The 16,010-nt window shown below is 41.5% G+C and carries 14 protein-coding genes; 11 read left to right on the top strand and 3 right to left on the bottom strand.

Going from position 1 to position 16,010, the window contains the following annotated elements:
- Nucleotides 1–168: 168 nt before the first annotated feature.
- The 11 genes from hisG (at nt 169) to glyS (ending at nt 12,096) form a co-directional block, all read left to right on the top strand.
- Complete coding sequence (hisG, locus tag EP1_RS02215) at nt 169–1,728, top strand: ATP phosphoribosyltransferase (RefSeq protein ID WP_067622762.1); 1,560 nt, start codon at nt 169–171, stop codon at nt 1,726–1,728.
- Nucleotides 1,725–3,005, top strand: coding sequence for a histidinol dehydrogenase (gene hisD, locus EP1_RS02210; protein WP_067622759.1), 1,281 nt, complete (start codon nt 1,725–1,727; stop codon nt 3,003–3,005). Before hisG ends, hisD begins: the two co-directional genes overlap by 4 nt.
- Entirely contained in the window at nt 3,002–4,060 is a 1,059-nt protein-coding gene (hisC, locus tag EP1_RS02205; protein ID WP_067622755.1) for a histidinol-phosphate transaminase, read from the top strand. Before hisD ends, hisC begins: the two co-directional genes overlap by 4 nt.
- Nucleotides 4,057–4,650, top strand: a complete 594-nt coding sequence (hisB, locus tag EP1_RS02200; protein ID WP_067622752.1) for an imidazoleglycerol-phosphate dehydratase HisB — start codon at nt 4,057–4,059, stop codon at nt 4,648–4,650. Before hisC ends, hisB begins: the two co-directional genes overlap by 4 nt.
- Nucleotides 4,651–4,664: 14 nt before the next feature.
- Nucleotides 4,665–5,291 (top strand): imidazole glycerol phosphate synthase subunit HisH, encoded by a 627-nt coding sequence (gene hisH, locus EP1_RS02195; RefSeq protein WP_067622749.1) that lies wholly within the window; start codon nt 4,665–4,667, stop codon nt 5,289–5,291.
- On the top strand, nt 5,288–6,010 hold the full coding sequence (gene hisA / locus EP1_RS02190) for a 1-(5-phosphoribosyl)-5-[(5-phosphoribosylamino)methylideneamino]imidazole-4-carboxamide isomerase (protein ID WP_067622746.1): 723 nt from the start codon (nt 5,288–5,290) through the stop codon (nt 6,008–6,010). The genes hisH and hisA overlap by 4 nt, the downstream gene beginning before the upstream one ends.
- Nucleotides 6,007–6,765, top strand: a complete 759-nt coding sequence (gene hisF / locus EP1_RS02185; protein ID WP_067622743.1) for an imidazole glycerol phosphate synthase subunit HisF — start codon at nt 6,007–6,009, stop codon at nt 6,763–6,765. The genes hisA and hisF overlap by 4 nt, the downstream gene beginning before the upstream one ends.
- Nucleotides 6,766–6,862: 97 nt before the next feature.
- Entirely contained in the window at nt 6,863–7,495 is a 633-nt protein-coding gene (gene hisIE, locus EP1_RS02180; RefSeq protein ID WP_067622740.1) for a bifunctional phosphoribosyl-AMP cyclohydrolase/phosphoribosyl-ATP diphosphatase HisIE, read from the top strand.
- A 114-nt stretch (nt 7,496–7,609) separates the two neighbouring features.
- Nucleotides 7,610–8,437, top strand: a complete 828-nt coding sequence (locus tag EP1_RS02175; RefSeq protein ID WP_067622736.1) for a histidinol-phosphatase HisJ family protein — start codon at nt 7,610–7,612, stop codon at nt 8,435–8,437.
- 691 nt (nt 8,438–9,128) lie between these two features.
- Nucleotides 9,129–10,016, top strand: coding sequence for a glycine--tRNA ligase subunit alpha (gene glyQ / locus EP1_RS02170; RefSeq protein ID WP_067622731.1), 888 nt, complete (start codon nt 9,129–9,131; stop codon nt 10,014–10,016).
- 1 nt (nt 10,017) lies between these two features.
- The gene (glyS, locus tag EP1_RS02165) at nt 10,018–12,096 is read left to right on the top strand and encodes a glycine--tRNA ligase subunit beta (RefSeq protein ID WP_067622727.1); all 2,079 of its coding nucleotides are present in this window, start codon (nt 10,018–10,020) and stop codon (nt 12,094–12,096) included.
- Nucleotides 12,097–12,163: 67 nt separating this feature from the next.
- On the opposite strand, the gene EP1_RS02160 is transcribed toward glyS, so the two are convergent.
- The 3 genes from EP1_RS02160 to EP1_RS02150 all read right to left on the bottom strand — a co-directional run bounded on the left by EP1_RS02160 (nt 12,164) and on the right by EP1_RS02150 (nt 16,005).
- Nucleotides 12,164–13,105, bottom strand: a complete 942-nt coding sequence (locus EP1_RS02160; RefSeq protein ID WP_067622722.1) for an AEC family transporter — start codon at nt 13,103–13,105, stop codon at nt 12,164–12,166.
- 42 nt (nt 13,106–13,147) lie between these two features.
- Complete coding sequence (locus EP1_RS02155; protein ID WP_067622719.1) at nt 13,148–15,100, bottom strand: fructose-bisphosphatase class III; 1,953 nt, start codon at nt 15,098–15,100, stop codon at nt 13,148–13,150.
- A gap of 92 nt (nt 15,101–15,192) precedes the next feature.
- Nucleotides 15,193–16,005 carry a pyruvate, water dikinase regulatory protein gene (locus EP1_RS02150; RefSeq protein WP_067622716.1) on the bottom strand — a complete coding sequence of 271 codons (813 nt, stop codon included), beginning with the start codon at nt 16,003–16,005 and terminating at the stop codon, nt 15,193–15,195.
- Nucleotides 16,006–16,010: the final 5 nt, after the last annotated feature.

Below are 16,010 nucleotides of genomic sequence, written 5' to 3'. Positions count from 1 at the left end.
ATTACCATTGCTAATTTATGGCAAAACGATTAATATTGTTAGAAAACACTAAGGGTTTGTTGGAGGAATTAAACGTTTTTTTGCGAATTTAGAAAAGTAATTGAAATATCGACTTTATTTTTCTATAAAGAAAATTAAATACATAAAAATGAATTAGGAGTGATAAGTGTGGAAACGTTATGGGATGTACTAAAGCCGGAAGAACAGATCGAATTAAAGTTAAGAAAGTTGTATACGCAGCATCATTTTCAGGCTTATCACTTAAATAATTTTGAAGAATATGGAAGCGATCAGCAGAACTATAATTTTTTACGGAATTCATCGATTATCACTTTTACGGGAAATGATGGTCGAACAATGGCGCTAAAGCCTGATGTAACACTATCGATCGCCAAGAATACACCAGCTGGTGAAGCTCGGAAGGTCTATTACGTCGAAGATGTTTATCGCCATGATCGTCAGGCGGGAGAATACCAAAAAATCTATCAAATCGGTTTGGAGATCATTGATGAAATTACTTGGGAGGATCAGTTAGAAGTTTTGAAGCTAGCTTGGGAGAGTTTGGCTCAAGTCGGCGAAGGGACGCTAGATCTTTCTCATATGGGGATTTTAAATGGGATCTGTGATCGTTTTCCAGAAGAGGATCATCCTAAAGTTTTGAATTGTCTGCGAGATAAAAGTTCTCATGGGATGGACGAGCTGACGGCTAAAGCCGGTTTATCGCAAGCAGAATCAGAAAATTTGGCCAAGTTGGTGCGGATGTCTGGTGACTTTGAGACCAAGTATCAGCGGGCAAAGGTCTTATTAGCCGCTTATCCTAAAGCGCAAGCTGGCTTGGAAGAATTAAAACAGCTCTATCAAGCTCTGCAAAAAGAGCAACTGTCGGATAAAATTCGCTTGCGTTTGGATTTTTCGATCATCAACGATGCAGATTACTACAGCGGTTTATTGTTTCAAGGATTTATTAAAGAAGCGCGGGAAACGATTTTATATGGTGGTCGTTATGATCGTTTAATGAGCCGGCAAGGAAAAAATCAAGGGGCCATTGGGTTTGGGATGAAATTAAACCATGTTGGTCAAAAGTTGCCTACTGATCGGCAAAATACTGAATATCTGAACATCGCTTTGCCAAAGGGGCGGATGGGAGACGCGGTGTATGATTTATTTACGAAGGCTGGAGTCGCGACTGAGGGAATCTTTGAAAAGAATCGTAAATTGATTTTTTGCGATGAGGAAAACAAATTACGCTTTTTCCTAGTAAAACCTAGTGATGTTGCAATCTATGTCGAACATGGTGCAGCCGATATTGGAGTGGTGGGAAAAGATATTTTGTTGGAAAGTAAAGCCGAAGTGATTGAGTTTCTTGATTTACATATGGGAGCTTGCCGTCTGGCAGTAGCCGCCCATAATGATTTTGTGGAAGATTTTTCTCGTCCGTTGCGGGTTTCAACAAAATACCCACAGATCACACGAGAATTTTATGAAAGTCTCGGCCGTTCCGTCGAATTGATCCATTTACACGGCTCGATCGAGTTAGCCCCGTTGTTAGGTTTATCAGATGTGATCGTTGATATCGTGGAAACCGGCACAACTTTAAAAGAAAATGAATTGCGAGTGATCCAAGAGATTGCACCGTCTTCAGCGCGCTTGATTATTAACCATGCAACCTGGCGCTTTAAACAAGAACGGATTCAAAAAGTAATTGAGAAGGTGAGGAAGCAGCTATGAGAGTGTACTCGACTCAAAAAGATTCATTAAGCGATATTTTAGCCCGAAAATATTCTGAAACAGCCGATGTTTCTGCTGTTGTCAAAAAAATTATTAGCCGCGTCCAAAGTGACGGGGACCAAGCACTTTATCAATTAATCAAAGAGATCGATCATGTTGAACTAGCTTCGTTAGCAGTTAGTCAGTCTGAGATTGCGCAAGCTTTGAAGGCAGTCTCACCAGAATTATTACAAGTGATGGAGCAGGCCAAAGAAAATATTTTATCTTTCCATAAAAAACAAGTGCGGCAAGGCTTTATTTCGACCGAACCAAACGGTGTTGTGATGGGACAGCGTATCCTACCTTTAGCTTGTGTCGGGGTGTATGTCCCCGGTGGAACCGCGGCTTACCCTAGTACGGTTTTAATGGATGTGTTGCCCGCCAAAATCGCTGGAGTCAAAAAAATTGTGATGATCACACCTACAGATAAAAAAGGCAACGTCCCAGCAGCAATTTTAGCGGCTGCTTCGATTGCTGGAGTCGATGAAATCTATAAAGTTGGCGGCGCGCACGGCGTGGCAGCTCTCGCTTATGGCACAGAGACGATTCCTAAAGTCGATAAGATCGTTGGACCGGGCAACATTTATGTTGCGACGGCTAAAAAAATGGTTTATGGAGAAGTTGACATTGATATGATCGCTGGACCGAGTGACGTCTTGATTGTAGCAGATAAAAGTGCAAATCCCCGTTGGCTTGCGGCAGATTTATTAGCCCAAGCGGAGCACGACACCTTGGCACAGGCGATTCTAGTGACGACGGAAGAAGCACTGATTGAACAAGTACAGGCGGAACTAGCACAGCAATTAGCTGAATTACCGCGTAAGAAAATCGCTGAAGCAGCCATCGAAAGCACGGGGAAAATTATCTTAGTTGAAGATTTAACGGAAGCAATTTCGATCGCCAATCAAATCGCACCAGAGCATTTAGAATTGTCTGTAGCAGAGCCTTTTGCGTTGTTAGGAAAAGTCGAAAATGCCGGAAGTGTCTTTTTAGGGCATCATACACCTGAAGTTTTGGGGGATTATTTTGCGGGCCCTAATCACACCTTGCCAACTGAGGGGACTGCGCGCTTTTATTCACCATTATCTGTCGATGATTTTGTGAAAAAGAGCAGTTATCTTTACTATACGCAAGAGGCCATGAATGAAGTGGCGTCAGGAGTGGAATTATTTGCGGAGACCGAAGACTTGATGGGCCATGCTCGTTCAATGAAAGTACGTAGGGAGAGAAAAAAATGACATTTTTAAATCGAAAATATCAAGATTTGACTCCGTATACACCGGGTGAGCAAGCCGATGAAGGAGAATATATCAAACTGAATACTAATGAAAATCCTTATCCGCCAGCCGCCAGTGTCCAAGTAGCCGTTACCAAGGCGGCGCAAAAACTAAATCGTTATTCAGATATTGCAGTCGAAATCGTGGCGAAACCACTGGCTCAATATTTGGGTGTGAAGGAAGAGCAGCTTATTCTAGGTAATGGCAGTGATGAAGTGCTTTCATTTATCTTTCAAGGTTTTACGGAAAAAGGGATCGCTTTTCCCGATGTGACGTATGGTTTTTATAAAGTTTATAGCGGACTGTATCAAGTTGATTCAACTATTGTTCCGCTGAAAAATGATTTTTCACTTGATTTAAAGGATTACGATGAGTTGCCGGGCACAGTGATTTTTGCAAATCCCAATGCTCCAACGGGAATTTATCTGCCGCAAGCAGAAATTTGTGAATTTATCGAGCGTCACCCAGAACGTTTAGTCGTGGTGGATGAAGCCTACATTGATTTTAGCGGAGAATCAATGGTGCCTCTAATTAATCAGTATAAAAATTTATTAGTCGTAGGAACATTTTCAAAATCCCGTCAATTAGCAGGGGCTCGCTTAGGTTTTGCGGTAGGAAATGCGGAGTTGATTGCAGATCTGAATCGCCTACGTTTTAGTCTAAATCCATACAATGTCAATAGCTTGACTCAAGCAGCCGGTAGCGCTGTGCTGCAGGCTCAAGACTACGTCGATCAAAAAATTCAAGAGACGATCGAAATCAGAGAGTGGAGCAAACAAAAATTAATGCAGCTTGGTTTTGAACAAACGGATAGTCAGGGAAACTTTTTATTCGTAAAACACCCGAAACTAGCGGGTGAAACACTATTTGCAGCCTTAAGAGATCAGAAAATCTTAGTTCGTTGGTTCAATCAGCCCCGTACGAAAGATTATTTACGCATCACCGTGGGCACTCAGGAACAGATGGAACAATTATTACGCACACTAAAAATAATTCTTGCAGAGGTGAAGTCATGAGAAAAGCAGAAGTGATCCGCAATACATCCGAAACAAAGATTCAGCTAACATTATCAGTTGACGGCACAGGGAAGCAGACAATCAAAACGGGAGTTGGTTTTTTAGACCATATGTTGGAATTATTTGTCCGGCATGGACGTTTCGATCTTGAGCTAGTCTGTGAGGGGGATATTGCAGTTGATGCACACCATACGACTGAAGATGTCGCGATTGCGATTGGTCGGGCTTTTTCCGAGAGTCTCGGTGAGCGCCGAGGGATTACGCGTTATGGCAGCTTCTTATTACCGATGGATGAAGCCTTGGTCATGACTGCCATTGACATCAGTGGACGCGGCATGGCGGTGGTTGAATTGGATATTCCGAGTGAAAAAATTGGCACACAATTTGATACGGAATTAGTTGAGGAATTTTTTATTGCGTTTGCGCGTGAATTAGGTGCGACGATTCATCTCCATCAAATCGTCGGTAAAAATAGTCATCATATCGTGGAAGCTTGCTTCAAGGGCTTCGGACGCGCATTAGGTGAAGCGGTGGCAATCAATCAGTTAGCACCAGATGAGATTCCATCAACAAAAGGAACGATCAACTAAGAAGGAGGTCAACTATGCTCGCAATTATCGATTATGGCGTTGGGAACTTGTTTAGTTTGTCGCGTTCGTTGGAATATCTAGGCGTGGAATGTAAAGTTACCCGTTCATTAGATGAATTGAAATCAGCGGAACGGATTATTTTGCCAGGTGTTGGCGCATTTGGTGATGCCCGGAAAAAGTTGGAGGAACTATCTTTAGTCGAACCAATCCAAGCATTAGCGGCTTCTGGCAAACCCTTTTTAGGAATTTGTCTGGGCATGCAGCTTTTATTTGATAAGAGTGAAGAATTCGGTGAGCATCCTGGTTTAGGCTTGATTCCAGGGCGAATCGTCTCTATGCGTGAGACCTTTGATCAAGCAAAGATCGATTTAAAGGTTCCGCAAATCGGTTGGAATCAACTAGATGTCCAAAATCAGGAAAGTCCGTTAGTAAAGTCATTGGGGAAAAATGATTTTGTTTATTATGTCCACAGCTATTATGCGACGGATTGCCAGGAGTATCTGGTTGCTGACAGTGAATATGGGATCTCGATTCCAGGAATCGTGCAAAATAAAAATGTATTTGGAACCCAATTTCACCCAGAAAAAAGTGGAGCTGTCGGTTTGAAGATCTTAAAAGCATTCACGGAGGTGCCGCTATGAAGATTTTTCCAGCAATTGATCTTTTAGATCAAAAAGTTGTCCGACTGTATCAAGGGGACTATCAGCAAAAAGAAGTTTTTGGTGATGATCCAGTGGCCTTTGCCCAGTCGTTTGAAAAGGCTGGCGCCCAGTATTTGCATCTCGTTGATTTAGATGGTGCCAAGGCAGGCAAGCTGCATTATTTTGAAACAGCCAAAAAAATTGTTGAGAACACCAATCTGTTTGTTGAAGTCGGCGGCGGGATCCGTGATGAAGAAACGATCGAGCACTGCTTATCGGCAGGGGTGGATCGGGTCATTCTAGGTACGATCGCTCAAAAAGATCCCAAATTCACCCAAGCGATGCTGAAAAAATATGGCAGTAAAATCGCGATTGGTGTCGATGCCAAGGATGAAAAAGTCGCCGTCGAAGGTTGGCTAGAAAAAACCGAAACGGATGCCTTTGAGTTCTGCCAGCAACTAGTTGCGTGGGGCGCTGAAACGATCATCTTTACCGAAATTTCTCGCGATGGGACGGGTGAAGGGATCAACCTGCCGCTATATGAAAAACTCAATCAGTTAAAGATTGAGATCGTCGCTTCTGGCGGTGTCGCCTCTTTAGAGGATATCGAAGGATTGAAGCAGCTGGGTGTTTCCAGCGCGATCGTCGGCAAGTCATTGTACAATGGCAGTTTGAAACTGGAAGATGTTCTAGCTGCAGGCAAGGAGGAGGACCAATGATCGCAAAACGAATTGTTCCCTGCTTAGATGTTCGCGATGGACGTGTAGTTAAGGGAGTTAATTTTGCTGGGCTGCAAGATGTCAATGATCCAGTGACTTTAGCCCGTTTTTACAACGAGCAAGGAGCAGATGAATTAGTTTTTTATGACATCACGGCTTCAGCAGAAGAACGCGGCTTGTTTACGGATATTTTGAAGGGTGTCGCTTCAGAAGTCTTTATTCCTTTGACAGTCGGTGGCGGAATCAATGAAGTTTCTGACTTTGAACGGGTCTTGAATTGCGGTGCGGATAAAGTTAGTGTCAATTCAGGTGCCATCAGACGCCCACAGTTGATCGAAGAAGGGGCGAAACGTTACGGCAGCCAGTGTGTTGTTTTGTCCGTGGACATCCGCCGGGTCGGTGATCAGTGGCATGTTTTTGCCAAGGGCGGCCGTGAAGACACCGGAATGGAAGCTTTAGAATGGATTCGCCAAGGCGAGCAGCTGGGTGCGGGTGAATTGGTCATCAATAGCATGGATACCGATGGCGTGAAACAGGGTTTTGATTTGGAACTGCTAAAAGCAGTCAGCGAAATCACCACTCTGCCGATCGTGGCCTCTGGCGGTGCCGGAAAAGGTGAAGACTTCATTGATTTATTTCAATTACCGAAAATCGAAGCGGGCTTAGCTGCATCGATTTTCCATTACGGGGAAGTAAAGATTCCAGAGCTAAAAAAACAATTGATGACGGCAGATATCCCTGTCCGGATTGTTTAGGTGATTAAGTCGACTAATTTCTTATGTTTTAGCGTAATAAGAAAATGGTATCCGGCATGAAAAATGATTACATTAATATGAATCAGGAGGGAACAACATGACTGAACTAAAATTTGACAAACAAGGCTTGATCCCTGTGATTGTGCAGGATGTCGAGACCGATGAAGTCTTGACGTTGGCTTATATGAATCAAGAAAGTTATGAATTGACATTGAAGGATCAATTGATGACCTTCTATTCACGCAGTCGTAAGGAATTATGGCGTAAAGGTGAAACTAGTGGCAATTATCAGCATCTTGTTTCCTTAAAACTAGACTGTGATCAGGATGCTTTAGTAGCAAAGGTCAGAAAAGATGGACCAGCTTGCCATACAGGAACTGAAAGTTGCTTCAATGAAATTTTGTATGGCAATGACCAGCAAGCAACAATCGATACGCTGTATGAGCTGGTTAAAGGTCGTAAAGAAATACCGCAGGAAGGTAGTTATACCAGCTACCTGTTTGAAAAAGGTATCGAAAAAATCTTGAAAAAAGTTGGGGAAGAATCAACGGAAGTCGTGATCGGTGCGATGAAGGAAGATCACGAAGAAACCGTTTTTGAAATTTCTGATTTGGTCTATCATGTTCTTGTATTGATGGTGGAAATGGGCATCGATTTGGCAGAAGTGCGTCAAGAATTAGCGAACCGCCACGTAGTCGATAAAAAAGTTAAACAAGAACCGATGCAATAAGGCTGCTAGCTCTACTTTTTGCTTTGGCAAGTTGAGTAGAGTGGTGGATATGATGAAAATCAAATTCATTTTTATAAAAAATGATTCCCTTGAAATGAATTAGGAGGTTCAGCGATGTTCTATTCGAATGCTCATACCCACAGTACGTGGTGTGATGGTAAAGCAACTTTGGAAGAGATGGCGCAAGCGGCCATCGATTTGGGTTTTACCGATTTAGGCTTTACCTGCCATTCCCCAGCACTTTTTGACCCAAGTTGTCCAGGTGTACAAAATGAAGTGGCTTATCAGGCCGCGTTACGTGAGCTAAAGAAAAAAATGACGGGCCAGTTAAATATCAGTTTGGGATTGGAATGGGATTATTATAGTGCGGGTCCGATTGATGGCTATGATTATACAGTGGGTTCAGTTCATTACTTTCCGCCACGGCAAGGGATTTTTCGGAGTGTCGATGAAAGTCCTGAAAGTCTGATGAAAACTTTGGATGAATGGTACCAAGGCGATAAACTGATGATGGTGCGCGATTTTTACGATACTGTGGTAAAGCATATCCAGCAGAATCATTCGAAGATCGTGGGTCATTTTGATCTGATTACAAAATTTAATGAAAAGAACCCTTGGTTGGATGAAGAGAGTTCTGAGTATCAAGCGATTGCTTTAAAAGCGCTGAACGATGTGATTGATATTATCCAAACCTATGATGGTATGGTTGAGATCAACACAGGCGCGATTTCTCGTAATTGGCGAACGACACCTTATCCGAATCCTTTCCTCTTGAAGCAGTTAAAGAAGCGAGACTGCCCGGTTATTATCACAAGCGACAGTCATGAGACGACCACCTTGACCTGCCATTTTCCTGAGACTGTCGAATTATTAAAAGCGATTGGCTTTACCGAGACGATGCAGTTGAAGGATGGTATTTTTCAAGCGATTCCTTTTGACTAGAACGTATCAAGAAATTTAGTTTCAGATGGCTACGATTCTACTAAAGGACACATCAGGTGATTGGTCCAATGTTCTGATCAAATATTTTGTATTATCCAGACTATGAGAAGCGTAGCTTACATAGCAGAAAGATTTGACAAAAGGGGTCTGGTGTCGCTATTATAGAAACAAGTTGAATAGGTGCGATGATCAAATTAAAAATTTGTGGAAAACACAGCGAGTCAGGGAGAGTGGGAGCCTGAAAGGGAAACAAATTTTGTTGGCGTTTGTGAGCACGTTTAGTTAAAGCTGCCAAGCATGTGCTTGGAAGTAGGGTGGAACCGCGTTGATACGTCCCTATGCCGATTATTCTTTTCGGCATGGGGACTTTTTTGCGAGTTCCACTTCCCGCTTTAGCGGGTTAGTGGAATCGTATGCAAAACGATGATAAGGACATTTTTCAAGTTTTTTTGAAAAATGTGTCCTTAATGCCAAGATAGCTGTCAGTCCAACTTTTCACAGTTTTGTATCAATTGAGAAATTTAATAGGATTTTTGTATTGAACATTGTGACAAGTCGTTTAGTTGGATGATATGTCGGCGATGATAAGTATAAATTTTTAAGTCGACTGTGAGTTCCGCTGGGAGAAGAGTTAGCCGCCCTACAAGTTAAAAGAAAAATAGACTTCAATAATTAAACAGGAGGAAACGAAATGAGCAAATTAACGGTGCAAGAAATGATTTTGACGTTACAAAAATTTTGGTCGGAAAATGGCTGTATGTTGATGCAAGCCTATGATACAGAAAAAGGAGCGGGAACCATGAGTCCCTATACTTTTTTACGGGCGATTGGACCAGAACCTTGGCGGGCAGCATATGTTGAACCATCCCGGCGTCCAGCTGATGGCCGTTACGGGGAAAATCCCAACCGTTTGTATCAACACCATCAATTCCAAGTGGTGATGAAACCGTCACCTAAAAATATTCAAGAATTATATTTAGAAAGTCTACGTTTATTGGGTGTTGATCCGTTAGAACATGACATCCGTTTTGTCGAAGATAACTGGGAAAACCCGTCGATGGGTTGTGCCGGTGTTGGTTGGGAAGTTTGGTTAGATGGTATGGAAATCACCCAATTTACCTATTTCCAACAAGTCGGTGGCTTGCAAGTCAATCCGGTGACCTCTGAATTGACCTATGGTTTGGAACGCTTAGCTTCATACATTCAAGAAGTCGACAGTGTTTATGACTTGGAATGGAGTGCTGGTGTTAAATACGGTGAAATCTTCAAGCAACCGGAATATGAGCATTCCAAATATTCCTTTGAAGAAAGTGACCAAGCAATGTTGTTAGATAATTTTGAAAAATTTGAAAAAGAAGCCAAACGTTGCATCGATGAAAATCTAGTCCACCCGGCCTACGATTATATTTTGAAATGCAGCCACACCTTTAACTTATTAGACGCTCGTGGAGCAGTTTCAGTTACCGAACGTGCCGGCTATTTAGCGCGAATTCGGAATATGGCGCGGGCAGTTGCGAAGATCTTCGTAGCGGAACGAGAAAAATTAGGCTTCCCATTATTGAATCAGGAGGGCAAATAAGATGGCGAAAAATTTATTATTAGAAATCGGATTAGAAGAAGTGCCAGCCCACGTGGTTTGGCCAAGTATCAAACAATTAGAAGAACGTGTTTCAAAATTTTTAGCAGAAAATAATTTAACTTTTGATTCAATCGAAACCTTTTCAACGCCACGGCGTTTAGCGATTCGGGTAACCAATCTTCCAGACCGTCAAGATGACGTGCAAGAAGAAGTCAAAGGGCCAGCAAAGAAAATTGCGCAAGATGCAGAAGGTAACTGGAGCAAAGCAGCCGAAGGATTTGTCCGTGGCCAAGGTTTGACTACGGATGCGATTACGTTTCGTGAATTAAATGGAGTGGAATATGTATACGTTACAAAATATATCCACGGTAAAGAAAGTAAAGAAGTCTTGACCGGACTTTTAGATGTTGTGAAAAGTATGAACTTTCCAACGATGATGCACTGGGGCGATACGATGTTTGAATATATTCGCCCAATTCATTGGATCGTAGCCTTGTTGAATGATGAAGTGATTCCATTTGAGCTATTGGATGTCCAAACTGGACGCACAACGGCTGGACATCGTTTCCTAGGAGATCAGATCGAGTTAGCAAATCCTAGCGAGTACGAAACAAAATTAGAAGAACAATTTGTGATTGCAGACGCTCATAAGCGACAACAAATGATTGTAGAACAAATCCAAGAAATTGCGGAAAAAAATAAATGGGTGATCGAGCTTGATCCTGATTTATTAGAAGAAGTGACCAATTTAGTGGAATACCCAACGGCTTTTGTCGGTGATTTTGAAGAACGTTTCCTATCAGTGCCGGAAGAAGTTTTGGTAACCTCTATGAAGGAACACCAACGCTACTTTGAAGTTCGGAACCAAGCAGGGATGTTATTGCCACACTTTATCTCTGTTCGCAATGGGAACAGTGTAAAATTGGACAATGTCATCAAAGGAAACCAGAAAGTCTTGGCAGCCCGGTTGGAGGATGCTGAATTTTTCTTTGAAGAAGACAAGAAATTATCGATTGAAGAATGCGTCGAAAAATTAAAAAATGTCACCTTCCATGAAAAAATCGGTAGCATGTATGAAAAAATGCAACGGGTCGGAGTCATCGGTCAAGTGATTGGCGAACGAATCGGCTTGTCCGCAGACGAATTAACTGACTTGAAACGCGCATCAGAAATTTATAAATTTGACTTAGTAACCAATATGGTTGGTGAATTTCCTGAATTACAAGGGATCATGGGTGAAAAATATGCCTTGTTAAAAGGAGAAAAGGCGGCTGTTGCCACAGCAATTCGTGAACATTACTTGCCAATCTCCTCAGAAGGAGATTTACCGAAAACAGATATTGGTGCCGTTTTAGCGATTGCTGATAAAATCGACAGCGTTTTAGGATTCTTTGCCGTCGATATGATTCCAAGTGGTTCAAATGACCCGTATGCCTTGCGTCGTCAAACTTACGGAATCGTCCGGATTGTTGAAGATAAAGGGTGGACTTTCCCATTCACTGATATGCAAGGAGCGATCGTGGATGCCATTAACACCGATGTGTTGGATTACGGCGTGCATTTCAATCGCGATCAAAAAGAATTGATCGAATTCTTCAAAGGCCGGATGCGTCAACGGTTGCAAATTCGAAATGTTCGTCATGACATTATCGATGCGGTCGTGGAATCCCACCAAGATGATCTCGCACAAATCTTCAAAACTGCGCAAATTTTTGATCAACATGTGACCGATGATCATTTCAAAGAAACAATGGAAGCTTTGACACGGGTGATTAACTTAACGAAGAAAATGGAAAAAGACACGATTACTTATAAAGTTGATCCAAAATTATTTGAAAATGATAGTGAAAAGGAACTCTATGCTGCGGTGAAAGAAGCAGAAGATGAATTTGCTAACCAAAGTATGGCGGAAAATTATCAAACCTTGACGAACTTGCGTCCCGTGATTGATCGTTACTTCAATGAAACGATGATCATGGTGGAAGATGAAAAAGTTCGCGATAATCGTCTGAATCAATTAGCGATTATTGCCCGGATGGCGAATGCTTTAGCAAGTATCGATAAGATCATTACGAAATAGTAAAAGTTAGATCGTCAAGCTGAATAAAGCAAAAAAGGTGTGACAAAAGTCTTGTCACACCTTTTTATTATAAGATCAATTTTAATAAGAGCGGGATATAAACGAGATAGAGTAAAACAGAATAGCCGAGTGAGGAAGCTGCAAATTGCTGATCGGCCTCGTAGGAACGTGCAAGAATCGGAACCGAATTTTGAACAGGCATTGCTGATTGTATGATGAAAACGGAGAGCATCAAAGGTGGCACGCTGATCCATTGTCCTAATCCCCAAACGATCAAAGGTGAAATCAGATAACGGCCAATCAGCACGCCAAGAATATCTTTGTTTAAGGTTAAATTTTTGATTCCGACATTGTAGACGATAATCCCAATCACGAACATCGATAGCGGTGTAGTTAAATTTGCGAGATAACTTAAAAAAGTCGCGACTGATTTTGGCACAGAAAAATTGACTAAAACGGCGACCAATCCTATTAAGAAGCCTAAGAGAGCTGGTGAAAAGATTTTCTTTAAGATTGGTACGATGTGGAAATTGATTGTGGCTTGTTCAATCTGCGGATTGTCGCGGGCGATGAAATAAATGCCTAATGTCCAAAAGATCGTCGTGTTGACAATGTAGTAAAGTAAAACATAGGGAACAGCACGTTCACCAAAAATCGCCAAATTGATCGGCAAGCCAATAAAAATCGTATTGGAACAAGTAAACATCGTAGAAAAAATGCCTTTCCGTTGGGAAGAAATTGAAAATAGTCGGCGATAAAGAAAACTGAAGCCAAAGGTGAGAAACATGGAAAGCAGAGGTATGATCATTCCGCTGACTAAATGCAGAAATTCCGCTCGGGAAAAGTTTTTCGTGATTGTGAGGAACATATTGCAAGGCAGCGCAATCTGCAAGACTAATTTGGAAAAGGCATCTCCAATTTGATTGGAGAACCATTGCTTATAGGTCAGCAAATAGCCAATAAACATTAAAACAAAAATGAAGAAAATATTGATATATGCAAAAATCATTTTTTCACCTCACGTTTACTATACAGAAAAAAACGAGCGGCATCAATTGGTGATGCCGCTCGTTTTTTCATTTTTATCTTGGTAATCGAGTAACCCAGTCAGGTTTTCAATCTGTTCTTCGATGCTGTCACCGACGGTTGTATCTTTAATCAGAACCCGCGTCAATTCTTTATCAATGACGCGTTTCAAGGAAGTGGCATCGACTTGTTTTAACAGTAGATTATCGATTGACTCAAAAGGATCATGGGTGACTAGCTGAAAACCATAAGAATTATTGAGTAATGAATAACCCGCAATTCCGGTGGTTTTCTGATAGGCCTTTGATAACCCGCCATCAATCACAAATAACATCCCTTCACCCTTAATCGGGGATTCACCATCCTGGACCTTAACCGGGGTATGGCCGTTGATGATCCGGGAGTTCGGAGAGTATAGGGCAAACTCTTCTAAGATCATCTGACAAGTCTCATGGGTATCGCGAAATTGGTAGTAAGGATTCTTAATTTCCTTGTGGGTCTTTTTGTCAGCAATAAAATAGCGTTCAAAGGTTGTCATGGCACTTTTACCAAATTGTGGCGAAATTTTACCGGTCCAACAATACCAAACCCAATCCGCTTGAGGGCTGTCGGTTTGTTGGCTTTGACAACCGGAACGAATCTGTTCTTCAAAAAAGTTCAATAAATCTTTTCCGACATAATCATTCCCAGCTACTTTTAAAGGTAAAAATGTACCGTCAGCTTTTAATGGTAGGCAGCCATGGAATAGTAGGTGTTGATTATAAACAAGATACATCGAGCCTTTTTCCAGTAATAGATCCATATGTTCCCGCATTTTGGTGGACTGTTGGAAAGAAGCCAACAGTGTATCCACTACATATTCTTCTTGTTTCGTCAGGGCGTGGACGTCTGTTTGCAAAGTTTGAAAACAGCTGCCTTGTAATGGATAATCTTTTCCCTTCAACTGGATCGTCTTTTTATCGAAATCAATTTTTTCCAATAATAAGCGATCCTCCATTTGAAATTCTGGCTGGCGTTTGATTAATTGCCCTTCTAATTTGAATTGCAGAATGGCTAAGGCTTGATGGACTTTTTCCAAACTATCTAAACTTTCAATCGAATAGCTGGCACCGCTATTTTTTTCCTTAGGCGTAAAGATCGGATTTTTTGTATAATATTCTTCAGCATACATAAAGAGTGGACGCAAGTTTAGAGCATAAGCCTGCTCAATCTCGTAAAGGTAGTTATAACGGGCAGCAATCCGCAAAAGTGTCATTAAACAAGCTCGTGATCCAGCGTAAGCCCCCATCCATAAAATATCATGGTTGCCCCATTGAATATCGATCGACGGGTGTTGACAAAGCTTATCCATGATCTTATCGGCTGCCGGTCCGCGATCGTAGATATCACCGACGACATGAAGATGATCGACGACTAGGCGCTGAATACTTTGACATAAAGCTTCAATGAAAGGTTTTCCTTGTTCCAAATCTAGCAAGTGCGCTAAAATTTGATCAAAATAAGCGGCCTTGTCTGAATAATTCGTATCAGTGTACATTAATTCTTCGATAATATAAGTATATTGCTTTGGCAAGGCTTTCCGAACTTTTGAGCGAGTATATTTCGTGGAACAAAAAGCTAACAGTTCTAATAATTGGCGAATTTTTTTACGATACCATGAGCGATCACGATAAGCATAAAACTGCTCATCTTCCAGCGCTTCTTTGGGGTAGGCGACAAGAATCGTTAATTTATCTTTTTCGTGTTCAGTCAGCCGATCACCAAAAAGCAGACTGATCTTTTCTTTGATATTTCCGGCACCTGTTCGTAAGATATGGTCAAAGGCTGAAAATTCTCCATGAATATCACTAATGTAGAGCTCGGTTCCTTTGGGCAGATGCATGATGGCTTCTAAGTTGATCAGTTCGGTCATGATGGCCTCTTTGCTTCTAAATTCCTTTTCTAACATGCGATAATATTTTTCACGGGTCGATAGCATAGATGCGCTCCTTATTTAGATTGTTGGCTTAATTGTTTGGAAAACTAACTAAGCGGCATGAAGACGGCTCCATTAAAACGCATTTAAAATTTTTATAAAGAACGATCTAAATGTTCACAAATCAAAGTCGCAGATTCTTCAATCGACTTGTCGGTAACATCTAACGTAAAAGCACCTAACTCATCATAAACATCGAGAGCATAAGCGACTTCTTCTTTGATGCGATTAAGATCTGAATAACGAGAGTTTTCAGCCAAGCCTAAAGAATTCAAACGGCTCATCCGAATTTTCTTTTGGACTTCAGGTTCAATCATCAAACCGATAATTTTTTCTTTTGGGACCGCTTTGATTTGTTCAGGTAAAGGAACTTCTGGGATCAAAGGTAAGTTCGCAACTTTCAAGCGGTTATTCGCTAAATACATACTTAGCGGTGTTTTAGATGTACGAGAGATCCCTAAAAGGACTAAATCTGCTTCTAAAAAGCCTTTAGCATCTTTCCCATCATCATATTTTACGGCAAATTCAATCGCGGCTACACGGTCAAAATATTCCTGATTTAATTTATGAACGACACCGGCTTGCTGTAATGGCGCAACACCGGTTTTTTGATGGACGATATCCATGAAAGGGCTCATTAAATTGATGTATTGTAAACCTGTTCGGTCGCCGAAATCTTCAACGATTTTAGTTAGATTGTCACTGACTAACGTCGTAATAACTACGGCGCTGTCTTTTAGCGCATCACCTAAAATGCTCTTCAATTCTTCTTCGTCTTTGGTAAAAGGAAACCGGTAAGATAAATCAAAATCCACTGTGGGAAATTGTGCGGCTGCCGCATTGACTAATTTAAGAGAAGTTTCACCGACTGAATCTGAGATCATATATAAAGGCACACGTTTGTTCATTTTTT

The sequence above is a fragment of the Enterococcus pseudoavium NBRC 100491 genome (assembly GCF_001544295.1).
In the GTDB taxonomy this organism is placed as follows: domain Bacteria; phylum Bacillota; class Bacilli; order Lactobacillales; family Enterococcaceae; genus Enterococcus_A; species Enterococcus_A pseudoavium.
The sequence above is the reverse complement of the archived record's forward strand: the minus strand, read 5'-3'. Positions and strand labels throughout refer to the sequence as shown.

Bases quoted from the DNA above. Each gene is read 5' to 3' on its own strand.
- EP1_RS02155 (WP_067622719.1), bottom strand. From the start codon at position 15,100: ATGCTATCGACCCGTGAAAAATATTATCGCATGTTAGAAAAGGAATTT.
- EP1_RS02150 (WP_067622716.1), bottom strand. From the start codon at position 16,005: ATGAACAAACGTGTGCCTTTATATATGATCTCAGATTCAGTCGGTGAA.
- hisIE (WP_067622740.1), top strand. From the start codon at position 6,863: ATGACTGAACTAAAATTTGACAAACAAGGCTTGATCCCTGTGATTGTG.
- hisC (WP_067622755.1), top strand. From the start codon at position 3,002: ATGACATTTTTAAATCGAAAATATCAAGATTTGACTCCGTATACACCG.
- glyQ (WP_067622731.1), top strand. From the start codon at position 9,129: ATGAGCAAATTAACGGTGCAAGAAATGATTTTGACGTTACAAAAATTT.
- hisA (WP_067622746.1), top strand. From the start codon at position 5,288: ATGAAGATTTTTCCAGCAATTGATCTTTTAGATCAAAAAGTTGTCCGA.
- EP1_RS02160 (WP_067622722.1), bottom strand. From the start codon at position 13,105: ATGATTTTTGCATATATCAATATTTTCTTCATTTTTGTTTTAATGTTT.
- EP1_RS02175 (WP_067622736.1), top strand. From the start codon at position 7,610: ATGTTCTATTCGAATGCTCATACCCACAGTACGTGGTGTGATGGTAAA.
- hisD (WP_067622759.1), top strand. From the start codon at position 1,725: ATGAGAGTGTACTCGACTCAAAAAGATTCATTAAGCGATATTTTAGCC.
- glyS (WP_067622727.1), top strand. From the start codon at position 10,018: ATGGCGAAAAATTTATTATTAGAAATCGGATTAGAAGAAGTGCCAGCC.
- hisB (WP_067622752.1), top strand. From the start codon at position 4,057: ATGAGAAAAGCAGAAGTGATCCGCAATACATCCGAAACAAAGATTCAG.
- hisF (WP_067622743.1), top strand. From the start codon at position 6,007: ATGATCGCAAAACGAATTGTTCCCTGCTTAGATGTTCGCGATGGACGT.
- hisH (WP_067622749.1), top strand. From the start codon at position 4,665: ATGCTCGCAATTATCGATTATGGCGTTGGGAACTTGTTTAGTTTGTCG.